The sequence below is a fragment of the Pectobacterium atrosepticum genome (assembly GCF_000740965.1).
GTDB lineage: Bacteria > Pseudomonadota > Gammaproteobacteria > Enterobacterales > Enterobacteriaceae > Pectobacterium > Pectobacterium atrosepticum.
The window spans coordinates 2,790,699-2,804,485 of the sequence record NZ_CP009125.1; the positions used below are offsets into that span (position 1 = coordinate 2,790,699).

13 protein-coding genes are annotated in these 13,787 nt (G+C 53.8%); 6 read left to right on the forward strand and 7 right to left on the reverse strand.

All coding sequences use genetic code 11. The annotated features are described in order from the left end of the window. Nucleotides 1-69 precede the first annotated feature (69 nt). Together GZ59_RS12330 and GZ59_RS12335 are read left to right on the forward strand one after the other, a co-directional pair. Nucleotides 70-558, forward strand: a complete 489-nt coding sequence (locus GZ59_RS12330) for a hypothetical protein (protein WP_011093605.1) — start codon at nt 70-72, stop codon at nt 556-558. After that, the gene (locus GZ59_RS12335; RefSeq protein WP_100675239.1) at nt 548-817 is read left to right on the forward strand and encodes a hypothetical protein; all 270 of its coding nucleotides are present in this window, start codon (nt 548-550) and stop codon (nt 815-817) included. The genes GZ59_RS12330 and GZ59_RS12335 overlap by 11 nt, the downstream gene beginning before the upstream one ends. A 114-nt stretch (nt 818-931) precedes the next feature. On the opposite strand, the gene GZ59_RS12340 is transcribed toward GZ59_RS12335, so the two are convergent. Next, nucleotides 932-1,555, reverse strand: a complete 624-nt coding sequence (locus tag GZ59_RS12340; protein ID WP_011093603.1) for a helix-turn-helix transcriptional regulator — start codon at nt 1,553-1,555, stop codon at nt 932-934. A gap of 227 nt (nt 1,556-1,782) precedes the next feature. Between GZ59_RS12340 and GZ59_RS12345 the strand changes: the two genes are divergently transcribed. The 3 genes from GZ59_RS12345 to GZ59_RS12355 are packed head-to-tail and all read left to right on the forward strand — an operon-like array spanning nt 1,783 to nt 4,848. Further along, entirely contained in the window at nt 1,783-2,757 is a 975-nt protein-coding gene (locus GZ59_RS12345) for a threo-3-hydroxy-L-aspartate ammonia-lyase (protein ID WP_011093602.1), read from the forward strand. 10 nt (nt 2,758-2,767) lie between these two features. Then, on the forward strand, nt 2,768-3,709 hold the full coding sequence (locus tag GZ59_RS12350; protein ID WP_039292107.1) for an ornithine cyclodeaminase family protein: 942 nt from the start codon (nt 2,768-2,770) through the stop codon (nt 3,707-3,709). Further along, nucleotides 3,706-4,848 (forward strand): DSD1 family PLP-dependent enzyme, encoded by a 1,143-nt coding sequence (locus GZ59_RS12355; protein ID WP_011093600.1) that lies wholly within the window; start codon nt 3,706-3,708, stop codon nt 4,846-4,848. The genes GZ59_RS12350 and GZ59_RS12355 overlap by 4 nt, the downstream gene beginning before the upstream one ends. Before the next feature lie 86 nt (nt 4,849-4,934). Here GZ59_RS12355 and GZ59_RS12360 read toward each other — a convergent pair whose 3' ends face one another. After that, the gene (locus GZ59_RS12360) at nt 4,935-5,411 is read right to left on the reverse strand and encodes an OsmC family protein (protein WP_011093599.1); all 477 of its coding nucleotides are present in this window, start codon (nt 5,409-5,411) and stop codon (nt 4,935-4,937) included. Between the two features lie 3 nt (nt 5,412-5,414). Continuing rightward, a complete protein-coding gene (locus tag GZ59_RS12365; RefSeq protein WP_011093598.1) occupies nt 5,415-5,954 on the reverse strand; it encodes a MarR family winged helix-turn-helix transcriptional regulator in 540 nt (179 codons plus the stop codon). Between the two features lie 62 nt (nt 5,955-6,016). Here GZ59_RS12365 and GZ59_RS12370 point away from each other — a divergent pair, with 62 nt between their 5' ends. Then, complete coding sequence (locus tag GZ59_RS12370; RefSeq protein ID WP_011093597.1) at nt 6,017-6,889, forward strand: EamA family transporter; 873 nt, start codon at nt 6,017-6,019, stop codon at nt 6,887-6,889. A gap of 100 nt (nt 6,890-6,989) precedes the next feature. Here the strand turns inward: GZ59_RS12370 and narI are convergent, their stop codons facing one another. From narI to GZ59_RS12390, 4 genes are read right to left on the reverse strand one after another with little or no spacing between them, the layout of a single operon-like run. Next, entirely contained in the window at nt 6,990-7,667 is a 678-nt protein-coding gene (gene narI / locus GZ59_RS12375; protein WP_039295086.1) for a respiratory nitrate reductase subunit gamma, read from the reverse strand. 26 nt (nt 7,668-7,693) lie between these two features. Then, nucleotides 7,694-8,413 carry a nitrate reductase molybdenum cofactor assembly chaperone gene (narJ, locus tag GZ59_RS12380; protein ID WP_011093595.1) on the reverse strand — a complete coding sequence of 240 codons (720 nt, stop codon included), beginning with the start codon at nt 8,411-8,413 and terminating at the stop codon, nt 7,694-7,696. Continuing rightward, complete coding sequence (narH, locus tag GZ59_RS12385) at nt 8,406-9,986, reverse strand: nitrate reductase subunit beta (RefSeq protein ID WP_011093594.1); 1,581 nt, start codon at nt 9,984-9,986, stop codon at nt 8,406-8,408. Before narH ends, narJ begins: the two co-directional genes overlap by 8 nt. Then, on the reverse strand, nt 9,986-13,762 hold the full coding sequence (locus GZ59_RS12390) for a nitrate reductase subunit alpha (protein WP_039292111.1): 3,777 nt from the start codon (nt 13,760-13,762) through the stop codon (nt 9,986-9,988). The genes narH and GZ59_RS12390 overlap by 1 nt, the downstream gene beginning before the upstream one ends. Nucleotides 13,763-13,787 lie beyond the last annotated feature (25 nt).

The following is a 13,787-nucleotide window of genomic DNA, read 5'->3' on the forward strand; positions in this document are numbered from 1 at the left end:
TTTGGGAAGTGGTTGGTGGGGGCATGATACAACACAGCGCATCAACTCCCTTGGGATCAAAACGGTGGCGTGTTAGAAAATCCAGATGCATTTAACTTCAGTTTTAAACTCTTGGATATAGAAGACAGGCCCTCAGTTGCCTGCATGTGCAGTTTTTGCCCGCGAACGGAATGGGAAGAAGATGAAGAACACTTTGCGGAAGGTCCAACGCTAAATATTGAAATGTTACAAAATTTTCATTTGCGTGATTCAGAACTGGATGGGAATACCCTAAAGTATGCGCTCTACGCTGTACTATTTTTCATCATAGAGACACAGTGTACTGGGGTTCGCTTAATCGAACCGATTAATGATAGCGTGGCTAACTATTATCTTGAACAGGGTTTTGAGGATATAACGGGAGGTAGCAAAGCAATACTGTGGCGATCTTCAGAAAATCTTCTTCAGTGGCTTGGTGAATACATTCAGGTAGTAAACGACGACGTTGAAGATGAGTATTTTTTAGGCGATAATGAACTCAATCAGAACGAATTTAATGGGGGTGAAAATGGCAACTAACAGAAAAAAAACCTATGCTCCGCCTCTAACCAAAAATAGTCATGACATTGATTTTGATGAAGATAAAATTGGATCGATTCATATGGGCAGTATAAAATACACACAGGAAGAGCTTGCTCGCATAACACCACGCGGGAAATGCATCACTGCTACTAAAGAAGAGGATTTTTCTATCATCTTAGCCTCCGCCAGAAGAACTAAGCGCCAGAAAGACCCTATAATTGAAGCAATTGGCTCAATTTATAAACCCGCTAAATAACGTTTAACGGTCGCATATATTTCTTTATTTGCGACCATTTTGCTGAAAAAATCAAACCACTCCCATACAGTTAACTCTGCGCATCAAAGCAATCTGATATTAAACGCTTTCACCCTACTCCTTCGCATACAAATACACCGAAGCTCTCGATACGCCGAGGTGCTGTGCGATGGTTTCCATCGATTTTTTGACTTCCAGCAGGCCGTTGTCTTTCAGTTCCTGAAGCAGTACTTTTCTGTCCTGCGCTTTTAGCGCCCGTGGCGTGGTGGCAAGCCGTGCGGCGAAAAGATCGATGTGTTGTCTGATCGCCGCTGCACCGTTTGGTTCTAAATGCTCGGTTACGGAGTCCGAAGCAAGCTGGGTGAATTGCGCCAGCGCATTCTGCATGCCGCGAAATAGCGTCATATCGACATTAAGGCACAGTGCGGCGACGTATTCACCTTCCGCGTTTTTGATGCCGACCGAGGTGCTTTTTACCGGACGCCCGTCAGCAAACTGGTTAGCATAGTTCGCTAAAATATTAGGAAATTCGGGTGAAGCGATGCGTGCAAGGCCCAGCTCCGTCGCGGGTGCGCCCACCTCCCTGCCAGAGAGGTTATTGTGAATAGAAAGTATTGCGTGTTCCGGGTTCTTCAGATCGTGCACAACCACTTCACAGAATGGCGCGAACGTCTCGCTCAACCCTTTCGCTATGGCATCTAACTGCGTCAGCAGCAGACCCTCTCCAGATGCAGACATATTCCTCTCCAATACCAATACTGGCGCAACCGCGTTTTCTGGCGCTGAGTGTACTGTAAGTACACCTGTTTTAGCATCACACGCTGCGTCTCACGTAAGCTGAGAATCTAAAAATAAATCAAATTAGACAATTTATCTAATTTTATATATTTTGTTTATCAAGCATTCGATAGCATCGGGGTCAACGGCCTCGGTATTCATAATCGCTACTAGCAGGTGATCCAGACATGAGCGACTTACGCCTCCCAACCTTCGACGATGTGGTAGCCGCAGCGGAACGCATTGATGGCTATGCCAATAAAACGCCAGTGATGACATCACGCACGGTCAATGATGCCTTCGGCGCAGAGGTTTTCTTCAAGTGTGAAAACTTTCAGCGTATGGGCGCATTCAAGTTCCGCGGAGCCATGAACGCGCTGTTGCAGTTCTCAGATGAGCAGAAAGCCGCAGGCGTGGTCACCTTTTCTTCCGGTAACCATGCGCAGGCCATTGCCCTTTCCGCCAAATTACTTGGCATTCCGGCAACGATCGTTATGCCGCACGATGCACCCGCAGCAAAGGTCGCTGCGACACGTGGCTATGGCGGAAACGTGGTGGAATATAATCGATATACCGAAGATCGTGAGCAGATCGGTAGAGATCTGGCTGAAAAGCAGGGTCTGACGCTCATTCCCCCTTATGACCACCCGCACGTCATTGCAGGACAAGGTACGGCTGCGAAAGAGCTGTTGGAAGAAACCGGTGAGCTGGACGCCCTGTTCGTCTGCTTGGGCGGCGGTGGATTGTTGGCAGGTTCCGCACTGTCCGCGCGTCAGCTGTCTCCACGCTGTAAAATTTATGGCGTCGAACCTCTCGCGGGCAACGACGGGCAGCAATCTTTCCGCAGCGGCAATATTGTGCATATCGATACGCCCAAAACCATCGCCGATGGCGCACAGACTCAACATCTGGGCAACTATACCTTCCCGCTGATTCGCCAGAACGTCGACGATATTCTGACCGTGACGGATGACGACCTGATTGACGCAATGCGGTTTTACGCTGAGCGCATGAAGATCGTCGTTGAGCCGACGGGGTGCCTCAGTTTTGCGGCGGCGCGTAATCTCAGGGAATCACTACACGGCAAACGTATCGGTATCATTATCAGCGGCGGGAATGTCGATATCAGCCGCTACGGCGCATTTCTGACCGGCAGCGTTTGAGGAAAAAACGATGATCTTTATTTCTGAAGCGGAATCGGCAGCGCTCATAAGCCATGAGCTGGCTTATGATGCCGTTCGCGAAGCCCTGCTTGCCGCCAGCGAACCGGAAGCGCGCAGCTTTCCAGTAGTACACGGACAAGGCTCCGATCCGGGCAATACATTCAGCATCAAAGCCTCTGCGACCCGTGAGCTTGCGGGGCTAAAAGTGGGTTCATTCTGGCCGGGAAACCCCGCTAACGGCCTGCCCCGCCATAATTCCCTTATTCTGCTGTTCGATCAGCAAATCGGGAAAATGGCTGTGGCCATAGAAGCCGGAAAGGTGAACGCCTTTCGTACCGCCGCCGCCGATGCTGTCGCAGCCGATTTGCTGGCGAGACCCGATGCCTCGGTTCTGGCGGTGTTCGGAACCGGTCATCAGGCCCGTTACGAATGTGCTGCACTGGCAAGAATACGGCCCATTCGTACTGTACTGATTGTCGGGCGCGATAGCGGCAAATCCGCAGAGATGGCGCAAGAACTCAAGGCTGCTGGACTGGATGCACAAGTCAGCGATGCCGAAAGCGCATGCCGCGCAGCGGATATCATCGTGACCGCCACACCATCGCGCGCGCCGCTGTTTAACGCCGAATGGGTCAAGGCAGGAACGCACGTCGTCAGCATGGGATCGGACGCCGCCGGCAAGCAGGAACTGCCGCCAGAACTGTTTACCTCCGGCCGCCTGTTTTGTGATCTGCCTTCTCAGTCCAGAACCATCGGTGAGTTTCAACACGCACCAGCCCATGCGACATTGACCGCCATCGGCGATGTAATTAGCGAGAACGCCACCGGACGGCAAGCGCCGGATGACATCACCATTTTTGACAGTTCTGGTTTGTCCATTCAGGACTTATATATCGGCCAACGCATTCTTGCTGTCTGGCAGGCAGAGAAACAAAATGGAGGCATAGAATGAGTAACGCCGAGTGGCTTAACGCGTTGGAAACACCCTTTTTACTGATCGATGAATTCCGCTTTCAACGCAATATCGACAGGCTTTATCAGCGTACGAAAAATCTAGGCAGCCAGGTTCGACCGCACCTTAAAACGCTACGTTCGATTGAGGCTGGCCGCTATTTGCTCAAAGACTCCGCCTCACCGGCGACGGTTTCAACACTGGCAGAAGCCGAAGCCTTTGCCGGAGCGGGTTACACCAACCTGCTCTACGCCGTGGGAATCGCTCCGCACAAGCTGCCGCGTATCGCTAACCTCATCCATAAAGGAGTGAATCTTCATATTCTGCTGGATAGCGTGGAACAGGCGCGGGCGGTGACGGATTATGCTCTCGCCAATAACGTGACATTTTCAGTGTTTATCGAGATCGACTGTGATGGACATCGCGGCGGTATTCCGCCGGAAAGCGATGCGCTGCTTGAGCTAGCGCAGCAGATCGACGGCAACGGCGCGACACTCACTGGCCTGCTGGCTCATGCAGGAGAATCCTACGCCTGCCGCACGGACGAGGCGATCAGAGCAGCCGCGCGGGCCGAGTGCGCAGCCATCAATATCGCCGGACGGCGTGTACGGGCGCTGGGAATTGCCTGCCCCGTGCTCAGCGTCGGAGCCACGCCGACGGCACACTTTGCCGAAGACTTAACTGGCATTACGGAAGTCAGAGCGGGCGTGTTCACCACGTTCGATCTGGTGATGAAAAATGTCGGGGTCTGTTCGCTGGATGATATCGCCCTCTCAGTCGTCAGCACGGTGATTGGGCATAACCGCGAAAAAGGCTGGGTGTTTATCGATGCAGGCTGGATGGCGCTATCGCGCGATCGTGGTACGGCTTCTCAGGCAAAAGATTACGGTTACGGACTGGTTTGCGACCTGCATGGCAGCCCTTACCACGACCTCTGCGTGACCGTCACCAATCAGGAACACGGCATCATCGCGCTACCTACCGACAGTGGATTTTCGGTCGATAATTTCCCCGTCGGCACGCGGTTGCGGATATTGCCTAACCACGCCTGTGCGACGGCCGCGATGCATCAACACTATCAGGTGTTGAAATCGCACCGGCATGAACAGGAAACCTGGCAGCGCATTACTGGATGGTGATGACCTGCTGAACGTAATCGATCATTCCGCCCGGTCTAAACACATCGGGCGGTGATTTTTGCTTATTTCTTCGCGTAGTTCCCTGTTCAGCTCTTCGTCCCTAACGTCGGCTCACAGTTGACCGGGAAATTCACCGAGTGAGCGATGTAGCAAGCATCATGTGCCAGTTCGTGCAAGGTGGCATATTGCTCGGCGGTAGGCTGCTTTTCACCGCTGAATGTTACCTGCGGGTGCAGCGTGACGTCCAACATCGCCGTTTTCCCCGCCGCGTTAACGCCCATCGTTCCCACCGCGTGATCCTGATAATCATCCACGCAAAACCGCTTTTTAGCCGCAATCGAAAGAAACCACAGCATATGGCAGCTCGACAACGAGGCTACCAGCGCCTCTTCGGGATCGACCGCGTCTTCCAGCGAAAAAGGCAGCGGTACGACATGAGGTGATGACGAGGCGCGCAGCGTAATACCGCCATCAAACTGCCACTGATGAAGTCGGCTGTAGCGGTTATCAATAAAATCTTGTCCATCGCGTTGCCAGCAGATTGAAGCACGGTATTCAGACATGGCTCAGTTTCCTTTGTTATGACTTTCCAACCCGCGCAATAGCGCCGCGAGATTGGTATCAAGTGCCGCCAGAACCTCAGCAGGCAGCACCGAGAGCACCTGCCGCTCATTCTCAATGTGCGCCTCAACGGCACGGTTAATCAGTTCAAGTCCCGAGCTGGTGAGCTGCACGAGCGTACTGCGCGCATCCAGTTCGTTTTGCACTCGTTCGATAAATCCTCGGGTTTCAAGGCGCTTGAGCCGATGAGTCATGGTTCCTGACGTTACCATCAACGTGGAGAAGAGTTCGGTCGGACTAAGGCAATGCGGTGCACCTGCACGCCGCAGCGTAGCCAACATATCAAACTCCCAACTGCTCAGATCGAATCTGGAAAAACAGGATTCCAGACGCTGATCCATAAGCACAGCACATCGCCTGAGGCGTCCAATCGGTCCCATAGGGCTGGCATCCAGATCGGGGCGTTCGCGCCGCCACTGTTCAAGGATGGCATCTACCGCATCGTATTCGTGCTCGTGCTCGTGCTCGCTGGTTTGATTTTTCATTTATCTTGACTTCAAGGTAATTAATCAACACTATCATAGTATCTTGAATTGAAGGTAAAGTCATGAATACTCCATCCCCATCACACTATTGGCGTGACGTCATACTCACGGCGCTGGCTCCCGCGATTTGGGGGTCTACCTACATTGTGACATCAGAATTTTTGCCACCGGATCGCCCCTTCACGGCTGCGTTTATCCGTGTACTGCCTGCTGGCCTGCTGCTACTTTTATTCACCCGCGTCTTTCCCGCTCGGCGAGACTGGTGGCGAGTGGTCGTGCTCAGCGCCCTGAATATCGGCGTTTTTCAGGCACTGCTGTTCGTCGCGGCTTATCGTTTACCCGGCGGATTGGCTGCGGTACTTGGCGCTATCCAACCGCTGCTGGTGATGGTGCTGGTCTGGGCGGTGGATCATCACGCTCCCAAGCTGGCCACGCTGTGGTCGGCGATAATCGGTGTGATTGGCATGAGCATTTTGCTGCTGTCGCCGCAGACAACATTCGAGCCGGTGGGAATTGCCGCAGCGCTGCTGGGTGCGGTATGTATGGCGACGGGAGTCTGGCTGACGCGTCGCTGGCAGCTTGATTTACCCGTACTACCGCTTACCGGCTGGCAGCTCTTTATCGGTGGATTGATGCTTGCGCCCGTTGCGTGGCTAGCCGATGCGCCGCTGCCTACCTTGACTCTGTCGCAGTGGGCCGCTTACGCCTATCTCTGCCTCGCGGGTGCAGTGCTAGCTTATGGGCTCTGGTTTCGCGGCGTATCCCGTCTTCCAACGGTTGCCGTTGCATCACTGGGATTATTGAGTCCGCTGACTGCCGTGCTGCTGGGTTGGGCGCTGCTTTCACAGTCGATGACCGGTACGGCATTTCTGGGCTTGGCGATCGTGTTAGCCAGCGTCTTCGCCGTGCAATGGACGACGGCACGAAGCAGGTAATCGACTGAACTGCGAATGGTGAGTGCTATTGGCGGGGAAAGAGGAAAAGAAAGAGATTAAAACGGCGGTGTTATCATAACACCGCCGTTTTCTATCATACTTAGCGACGGTTACGCACTAACTGGTAGCGACGCGTCAGGTACTCGACCGGTGCGCTCCAGATGTGAACCAGACGGCAGAACGGGAACAGAACGAACAGCGTCAGCCCCAGTACGATATGTAGTTTGAAGATCAGCGCGACACCCACCAGATGCGCAGACGCACCGCCCTGGAAGTACACCACGCTCTGTGCCCAACCGACCAACTTCAGCATTTCACTACCGTCCATGTGCTGTGCAGAGAACGGGATGGTCAACACACCTAAACCGGCCTGAATCACCAACAATGACAGAATAAGAATGTCACCGACGCTGGAAGTGGCACGAATACGCGGGTTAGTCAGACGGCGCTTTAACAACAGCGCGCCACCGACAAATGTCAGCAAACCTGCTGCACCACCGCCGAACATCGCCATTTTCTGTTTTATTTCCATCGGTAGGAAGGCTTCGTACATCCAGTGCGGCGTCAGCATCCCGAGGAAATGTCCGGCAAATACGCCCAAAATCCCCAGGTGGAACAGGTTAGACGCCAGACGCATCCCTTTCTTATCCAGCATTTGGCTCGAACCGGCACGCCAGCTGTACTGGCCGTAGTCATAGCGCAGCCAGCTGCCAATCAGGAAAATAGCCATCGCCAGATAGGGATAGATGTCAAAAAAGAACACGTTGCTGAAGTTGATAAAAGAAGAGTTCGTGAAAGCACTCATTAACGTTGCCCCCCCGCCGATGTAGCGTCAAGATTCAGATATTGCGGCACCACAGCGCCAGCAAAGCGGCGTTGGTGTTGCGTTTGTTGGGCCGATGAGCAGCCTTCTTCACCGAGGAACTTAATCTGTTCCTCTTCCCACACGGCATCCAGCGCCTGCGGCGTGTCGTCGCGCGCTTCGTCAGCGACCTGGTGTGTGACGTCGTCACTTTTTAGGTCGCTGCCAGACAGCGCCAACAACAGATCGAACAGCACGGAATAACCACTGTCACGCTGTTGCAAACGCGCACCAACCAACGCGAGAATCGGCGCGATGTCGAGTAAACCCGCACGACTCTGCGCAGGTTCCAAACGAGAAAGGTACTCAAGATACAGCGGCAGGTAGTCCGGCAGCTCACGGCAATCCAGCGCCAGCCCGGCATCTTGATATTGCTGCATGAGATCGACCATCGCCTGACCACGGTCACGAGACTCTCCGTGAACATGCTCGAACAGCAGCAGCGAGGTTGCCCGACCTCGGTCAAACAGGCCGCTGTACTCCGCCTGTTTGTCCAACAAGTCCTGCGCACACAAGGTATTGATGAACTGCATCAGTTGATGGCTTTCATGCAACGGTAGGGTATCAGTCTGCTCCACCGCTTCGATCAACTCAGCTTTATTTTCCCACAGCTCGCTATCGGGATAGTCCAACAAGCGGGCAATAATCCTCAGGCTAATCATGGTTCGTCTCCCGCATGATTTTGCTGTTCATATCGCGCGTTTTGTTGCTGACATCAATGGCATCAATACGCTTGCTGTTGAACAGGTTGAATTTGGTATCGCTGCCGTGGCAACCATCGCCAAAGCTGAAGCCGCAGCCTTTGCTTTCAGGGAAGGCTTCACGCGCCAGCTCACGATGGCTTGATGGGATCACGAAACGGTCTTCGTAGTTAGCAATCGCCAGATAGCGGTACATTTCCTGCGCCTGTGCTTCCGTCAGCCCAACCTGCTCCAGCGCGCTGGTATCGATTTTGCCTTCTACGGTTTCTGCACGTTTGTAGTGACGCATCGCCAGCATACGTTTCAGCGCCAGCAATACCGGTTCGGTATCCCCAGCAGTCAGCAGGTTCGCCAGGTATTGCACCGGAATACGCAGGCTTTCTACGTCCGGCAATACACCGCTATGCGCCAATTGACCCGCATCCGCGGCAGATTGAATCGGTGACAACGGTGGCACGTACCAGACCATCGGCAACGTGCGGTATTCTGGGTGCAGCGGCAGCGCCAACTTCCAGTCCATCGCCATTTTGTAAACCGGCGACTGCTGTGCCGCTTCAATTACGCTGTTTGGAATACCATCTTTCAGCGCTTGTTCAATGACTTTCGGGTCGTGCGGGTCAAGGAACACATCCAGCTGGCTCTGATACAGATCTTTCTCGTTTTCTACCGCAGCAGCTTGCTCAATACGGTCGGCATCATAGAGCAGCACGCCCAGATAGCGGATACGCCCAACGCAGGTTTCCGAACAGATCGTCGGCTGACCGCTTTCGATACGCGGGTAGCAGAAAATACATTTTTCTGATTTGCCGCTCTTCCAGTTGAAGTAGATTTTCTTGTACGGGCAACCGGTCAAACACATCCGCCAGCCGCGACATTTATCCTGATCGATCAGGACGATACCGTCTTCGCCGCGTTTGTAGATCGCGCCGCTCGGACAGGTCGCTACGCACGCCGGGTTCAGGCAGTGTTCGCACAGGCGCGGCAAATACATCATGAACGTATTTTCAAACTGGCCGTACATCTCTTTCTGTACGTCATTGAAATGGACGGGATCGAAGTTTTTGTCCTTCGACCGCTTGCTGAATTCGCCGCCCAGATCGTCTTCCCAGTTCGGACCCATCTCGATTTTCTTCATCCGCTGACCGGTAATCAGCGAGCGTGGACGGGCAACGGGCTGGTGCTTACCTTCCGGCGCTTTACGCAGGTTCTGATAGTCGTAGTCGAACGGCTCATAGTAGTCGTCGATTTCCGGCACATCCGGGTTAGCAAAGATTTTGGACAACACACTGATGCGGTTACCCATACGTGGTTCGAGCTTACCGCTGATCTTACGGATCCAGCCACCCTTCCACTTTTCCTGATCTTCCCAGGCATGGGGGTAGCCCACGCCCGGTTTGGTTTCGACGTTGTTGAACCAGGCGTATTCCATCCCTTCACGGCTGGTCCAGACGTTTTTACAGGTAACGGAGCAGGTGTGACAGCCGATGCATTTGTCCAGATTCAGCACCATGCCCACTTGTGAACGAATTTTCATCAGGCTTTCCCCCGCTGTACCGCTTTCTGAACTGTTTGTTGCTGAACATAGTCCTGACCTTCATCATCCAGCCAGTCGATGCGTTTCATTTTACGAACCACGACGAACTCATCACGGTTTGACCCGACGGTGCCGTAGTAGTTAAAACCATAAGCCAGTTGTGCATAGCCGCCGATCATATGGGTCGGTTTCGGAGTGATACGGGTCACCGAGTTGTGGATACCGCCGCGCTGCTGGGTAATTTCCGATCCCGGCAGGTTGATGATGCGTTCCTGCGCGTGGTACATCATGGTCATTCCCGACGGTACACGCTGACTCACCACCGCACGCGCCGTCAGCGCACCATTGGCGTTGAACGCTTCTATCCAGTCGTTATCCTCAATACCCAAATCGCTGGCATCCTCTTCGCTCAGCCAGATAATCGGGCCACCGCGACCCAGCGTCAGCATCAACAGGTTGTCGCTGTACGTGGAGTGAATGCCCCATTTCTGGTGCGGCGTCAGGAAGTTCAACGCTTTTTCCGGGTTGCCGTTAGGTTTCTGGTTCATCACCGGTGCAGCAGCACGAGTGTCGACTGGCGGACGGTACACCAGCAGGCTTTCACCGAAAGCACGCATCCACTCATGGTCTTGATACAGCTGTTGGCGACCAGACAGCGTACGCCACGGAATCAGCTCGTGAACGTTGGTATAACAGGCGTTATAGGAAACGTGTTCGTCTTCCAGGCCAGACCAAGTCGGGCTGGAGATAATTTTGCGCGGCTGTGCCTGAATATCACGGAAGCGAATTTTCTCGTCTTCTTTATTCAGTGCCAGGTGCGAGTGATCGCGACCGGTGAATTTGCTCAGCGCTTCCCACGCTTTCACGGCCACCTGACCATTGGTTTCCGGAGCCAGAGACAGAATCACTTCTGCCGCATCGATCGCCGTTTCAATCTTCGGACGACCAGCTGCCGCACCTTCAGTTTTGGTGTAGTTCAGCTTTTTCAGGAAATCGACTTCGGTCTGCGTGTTCCAACCGATACCTTTACCCCCGTTGCCCAGCTTGTCCATCAACGGACCGAGCGAGGTGAAACGTTCGTACAGGTTCGGATAATCGCGCTCTACCATCATCAAGTGTGGTGCCGTTTTACCCGGAATCAGATCGCATTCGCCTTTTTTCCAGTCATCCACGCCGAACGGCTGCGCCATTTCTGCTGGAGAATCGTGTTGAATTGGCAAGGTAACCAGATCAGTTTCCTGCCCAAGGTGTCCCTGACACACGCGAGAGAAGGCTTTAGCGATGCCTTTGTAGATTTCCCAATCACTCTTGGAATCCCACGCAGGATCGACAGCCGCAGACAGTGGGTGAATAAACGGATGCATATCCGAAGTATTCATGTCGTCTTTTTCGTACCAGGTTGCCGTTGGCAGGACGATATCGGAGTACAGGCAGGTGCTGGACATACGGAAATCGAGCGTCACCACCAGATCCAACTTGCCTTCAACGCCGTGATCGCGCCATTCCACTTCTTCCGGCTTCACGCTGCCCGCCATGCCCAAATCTTGCCCTTGAATACCGTGCTCCGTACCCAGCAGGTACTTCAGCATGTATTCGTGGCCTTTACCGGAGGAACCCAGCAGGTTAGAACGCCAGATAAACAGGTTGCGCGGGTAGTTTTGCGGGCTATCCGGCTGTTCAGCGGCAAATCTGATCTCGCCTGACTTCAGCGCGGCAACGGTATATTCCTGCGGCGTCATCCCGGCGGCACGCGCTTTTTCTGCGATATCCAGCGGGTTAACATTCAACTGCGGTGCAGACGGCAGCCAGCCCATACGTTCGGCACGCACGTTGAAGTCAATCATGCTGCCGCTAAAGCGAGATTTATCCGCCAGCGGTGACAGCAATTCCTGCGGCGTGACCGTTTCATAACGCCATTGGCTGGAATGGTTATAGAAGAACGACGTGCTGTTCATGTGACGCGGCGGACGCTGCCAGTCCAGACCAAACGCCAGCGGCGTCCAACCGGTTTGCGGACGCAGTTTTTCTTGTCCGACGTAGTGCGCCCAACCGCCACCGCTCTGACCGACACAACCGCAGAAAACCAGCATATTGATGATGCCGCGGTAGTTCATGTCCATGTGATACCAGTGGTTGATACCCGCACCCACGATAATCATGGAACGACCGTGCGTTTTATCGGCGTTATCCGCGAATTCACGCGCAATACGGATGATGTTCTGACGAGAAACGCCAGTAATCTTCTCGGCCCAGGCTGGGCTGTACGCTTTTACATCGTCGTAATCACGCGCGCAGTTGTCGTCACCCAAACCACGATCCAGGCCGTAGTTCGCCATGGTCAGGTCATAAACGCAAGCAACCAGCGCCTCGCTACCGTCAGCCAGCGTCAAACGTTTAACCGGCAGTTTGTGCAGTAGGATTTCTTGTAACTCGACATTGTTGAAATGTTCGCTGACCGCGCCGCCAAAATACGGGAAGCCGACATCAACCACATCGTCGTGTGTACCTAGCAGGCTCAAGCGCAGTTTAACGTCTTCACCGCTGACGCCGTCGCGCTGTTCCAGGTTCCATTTACCCTGATCGCCCCAACGGTAGCCGATCGACCCTTGCGGTGCCGTCAGGTTGCCGCTTTCATCGTCAATCGCGATGGTTTTCCACTGCGGATTGCTATCATGCCCGAGGTTGTCCACCAGATCGGAGGCACGCAGCATACGACCCGCGGCGTAGTAACCGTCTTCACGCGGCTCCAACAGCACCAGCATGGGTAAGTCCGTGTATTGGCGCACGTACTCGCTGAAATACTGGCTCGGTTTATCGAGGTGGAACTCTTTCAGAATAACGTGGCCCATTGCCAGCGCCATGGCGCTGTCGGTGCCTTGTTTCGGGTTCAACCACTGATCGCACAACTTAGCGATTTCAGCGTAGTCCGGCGTGACCGCAACCGTTTTGGTGCCTTTGTAGCGCACTTCGGTAAAGAAGTGGGCATCCGGCGTACGGGTCTGTGGAACGTTAGAACCCCAGGCGATGATGTAAGAAGAGTTATACCAGTCAGCAGATTCCGGTACGTCAGTCTGTTCACCCCAGGTCATCGGTGACGCTGGCGGTAAGTCGCAGTACCAGTCGTAGAAGCTCAAGCACACGCCGCCGAGCAGAGAAAGGTAACGCGCGCCCGCCGCATAGGACACCATCGACATTGCAGGAATCGGTGAGAAACCGATAACGCGGTCTGGGCCATAGGTTTTGGCGGTGTAAACGTTAGAGGCAGCAATCAGTTCGTTAACTTCGTTCCAGTCAGAACGAACGAAACCACCACGGCCACGAATTTGTTTGTAGTATTTGGTTTTTTCGGGGTCGTTGACGATGGATGCCCAGGCATCAACCGGATCGCTGTGCGTTAGCTTCGCTTCACGCCACAGTTTCATGAGGCGCTTACGCATCATTGGGTATTTCAGGCGATTGGCGCTGTACAGATACCAAGAGTAGCTGGCACCGCGTGGGCAGCCACGAGGCTCATGGTTAGGCAGGTCCGGGCGGGTACGCGGATAGTCAGTCTGCTGCGTTTCCCACGTCACCAGACCGTTTTTCACATAAATCTTCCAGCTACATGAACCGGTGCAGTTTACTCCGTGAGTAGAACGTACAATCTTGTCATGCTGCCAGCGACTGCGATAGCCATCTTCCCAGTCACGATTGCTATTGAGGGTCTGCCCGTGACCGTCAGAAAACGGTTCGGCCAGTTGTTTGAAGTAACGTAACCGGTCAAGGAATTTGCTCATCCGGACTCTCCTGCTGCGAAGCCTG

What these genes read in the sequence shown, in the direction of transcription:
- GZ59_RS12335 (WP_100675239.1), top strand. Translation starts at nt 548, where the DNA reads ATGGCAACTAACAGAAAAAAAACCTATGCTCCGCCTCTAACCAAAAAT.
- GZ59_RS12340 (WP_011093603.1), bottom strand. Translation starts at nt 1,555, where the DNA reads ATGTCTGCATCTGGAGAGGGTCTGCTGCTGACGCAGTTAGATGCCATA.
- GZ59_RS12345 (WP_011093602.1), top strand. Translation starts at nt 1,783, where the DNA reads ATGAGCGACTTACGCCTCCCAACCTTCGACGATGTGGTAGCCGCAGCG.
- GZ59_RS12350 (WP_039292107.1), top strand. Translation starts at nt 2,768, where the DNA reads ATGATCTTTATTTCTGAAGCGGAATCGGCAGCGCTCATAAGCCATGAG.
- GZ59_RS12355 (WP_011093600.1), top strand. Translation starts at nt 3,706, where the DNA reads ATGAGTAACGCCGAGTGGCTTAACGCGTTGGAAACACCCTTTTTACTG.
- GZ59_RS12360 (WP_011093599.1), bottom strand. Translation starts at nt 5,411, where the DNA reads ATGTCTGAATACCGTGCTTCAATCTGCTGGCAACGCGATGGACAAGAT.
- GZ59_RS12365 (WP_011093598.1), bottom strand. Translation starts at nt 5,954, where the DNA reads ATGAAAAATCAAACCAGCGAGCACGAGCACGAGCACGAATACGATGCG.
- GZ59_RS12370 (WP_011093597.1), top strand. Translation starts at nt 6,017, where the DNA reads ATGAATACTCCATCCCCATCACACTATTGGCGTGACGTCATACTCACG.
- narJ (WP_011093595.1), bottom strand. Translation starts at nt 8,413, where the DNA reads ATGATTAGCCTGAGGATTATTGCCCGCTTGTTGGACTATCCCGATAGC.
- narH (WP_011093594.1), bottom strand. Translation starts at nt 9,986, where the DNA reads ATGAAAATTCGTTCACAAGTGGGCATGGTGCTGAATCTGGACAAATGC.
- GZ59_RS12390 (WP_039292111.1), bottom strand. Translation starts at nt 13,762, where the DNA reads ATGAGCAAATTCCTTGACCGGTTACGTTACTTCAAACAACTGGCCGAA.